Origin of the sequence: Sphaerisporangium sp. NPDC049003 (genome assembly GCF_043197795.1) — a bacterium.
In the GTDB taxonomy this organism is placed as follows: domain Bacteria; phylum Actinomycetota; class Actinomycetes; order Streptosporangiales; family Streptosporangiaceae; genus Sphaerisporangium.
In genome coordinates this window covers 1-1,475 of the sequence record NZ_JBICTU010000083.1, presented here as the reverse complement: position 1 = coordinate 1,475, position 1,475 = coordinate 1, and the positions used below count along the sequence as shown (strand labels likewise).

The 1,475-nt window shown below is 66.8% G+C and carries 1 protein-coding gene; it reads right to left on the bottom strand.

Annotated features, from left to right (window positions below):
* On the bottom strand, positions 1 to 1,475 hold a 1,475-nt coding region (locus ACGFIV_RS36265), incomplete at both ends, for a polyketide synthase dehydratase domain-containing protein (protein WP_392839614.1).

The window sequence follows — 1,475 nt, the reverse complement described above, 5'->3', positions numbered from 1 at the left end:
ACCGGCTCAGGACCTGGGCCCGCGATGTCCGCGGTCGTGGCTCCGGGAACGGGGTCCGGGCCGGCGGTGAGCACGAGATTGGCGAGCGTGCCCTTGCCCGCGGTGTCCAGCCGCCAGGAGGCGGCATCCGGAAGAAGCAGAAGGTCGTCTGACTGGACCCGGGCGAGGCGGGGCGTGTGGACGACACCCTGGCGAAGGGCGAACTGGCCTTCCCCATCCTCCAGGAGGTGACGGGTGAGCAGGTGCCGAATCTGCTGACAGGAAGCTTCGTGGTGATCGGTGTCCAGTAGCGCGAAACGATGGGGATATTCGTTCTGGGCAGTGCGAACCAGCCCCCACACAGCGGCCTGAGCAAGATCGGGCGATCCGTCCAAAGGACCCGTCGTTACGGCGTGGTGAGTGAGAACGATCAGGCGGGTGTCAGCCAGCCGAGGATCGTCAATCCATGCGTGCAGCTGCTTCAGAGCTTGCTCGGTGACGGCGTGAACAGCCTCCGGGACGTCGACACGGCCGTGGTCGACGAGAGGGGGAAGCCAGATGACCAGCGCTGGATCCTCTGTGCCGATCGAGCTCGGTTCGTCGATCAGCGCGGTCAGGTCCCGATGGACGGGAACGCCGCCGATCGCTGTGGCCACCTCGATCGCTCGCTCCGGGTCCTGCTCGGCCAGCACAGCGCAGCGGGGCAGCCGTCGTTCCGCGACATCCGCCGGCACGGGCCTGGTGTCCGCTGCCCAGGAGAGCTGGAACAGATTCGAGCTGACATCGGAGACCCCGGCAGGAGCACTGTTCAGCGTGCCTGTGTCGCTGGAGCGGAGAGTGAGAGTCTCGATGGTGATGACGGGCCCGTCCGCGGGATCCGTGGCGCTGACGCTGATGGTGTCGGCGTCGACGGTCGTGATGCGTACCCGGAGCTTGGTGGCATGAGTGGCGTGGAGTCTGATCCCCGACAAGGCGAACGGCATCGGCACACTGTCGCTGCTTGTGTCGGTGGTCGTGATGAGAAGGAGGGGGTGAAGTGCTGCGTCGAGGAGGGCGGGATGGATGGTGTGGCCATCGGGGTCCAGGCTTTCGGGAAGCTGGATTTCGGCGTAGAGGTTCTCACCTTGACGCCAGATCGCGCTCAGGGCCTGAAAGGCGGGACCGTACTGGTAACCGCGGGTGGCCAGCCGCTCATACAGACCGTCCACCTCGACGGCGTGCGCGCCCGGCGGCGGCCACGAATGCCACTCGGCTGTCGCAGGCGAGGCAGCGGCGTCCGGGGACAGGTACCCGGTCGCGTGTAGCGTCCAGGTGTTCTGTCCTTCCCGGTCGGTGCGGTGGGGTCGTGAGTGAACGCTGAAGGCGCATCGGTCGTTCCGCGTTGGTTCGACGATGAGCTGGAGGTCCACCGCCGCGTCGGCGTCCAGCACCAACGGCGCCTGTAGCACCAGTTCATCGACCACCTGATGACCGGCGTGATCACCGGCCCGCAGCAC